A 526-nucleotide genomic window follows, 5' to 3' on the forward strand; every position below is an offset into this window, starting at 1 on the left:
CTCGCCGCGCCGCCCAACAGCTTCAGGAAGGTCTCGACGCTGTGCGGCAACGTCCAATGCGCGCTCGCAACGAGCGCACCCGCGATCGGCGAGACGATCAGCGGATTTCTCGCGAGCGAGCGCAGCACCTTGAAGCCGAGCTTGTGCGGCGCGCGCTCGGTCTGCAAACCGGTCTCGATCAGCACGATCGCCAGCGCGAACAGCACGCACGCGACGATGATCGTCGCAATCATCGTCGGCGTGAGGCTGGCGTTGCCGAACACGATCATGCCGAGCGGAAAGCCGATATAACCGGTATTCGGGTACGACGCCGCAATTGCGTCGACGCTCGCATCGGCAAGATGGCGACCCTGCACGATCCGCACCGCCAGCACACCGAGAAACACCACTGCGCACGCAAGCGAAAACGTCGCAACGAAACCCGGCTGATCAAGCTGATGCCAGGTGGAGTGCGCCATCGTGTCGAACAGCAGCGCGGGTAACGCGAGCCACACGACGAAACGGTTCAGTTCGGAAGCGGCGGTCG

The 526-nt window shown here is 63.9% G+C and carries 1 protein-coding gene; it reads right to left on the reverse strand.

Going from position 1 to position 526, the window contains the following annotated elements; all coding sequences use genetic code 11:
• The coding region (locus HV796_RS43255; RefSeq protein ID WP_175233675.1) for an AEC family transporter at nt 1–526 on the reverse strand (526 nt) is incomplete at both ends.

This window comes from Paraburkholderia humisilvae, from assembly GCF_902859855.1.
Taxonomy (GTDB): domain Bacteria; phylum Pseudomonadota; class Gammaproteobacteria; order Burkholderiales; family Burkholderiaceae; genus Paraburkholderia; species Paraburkholderia humisilvae.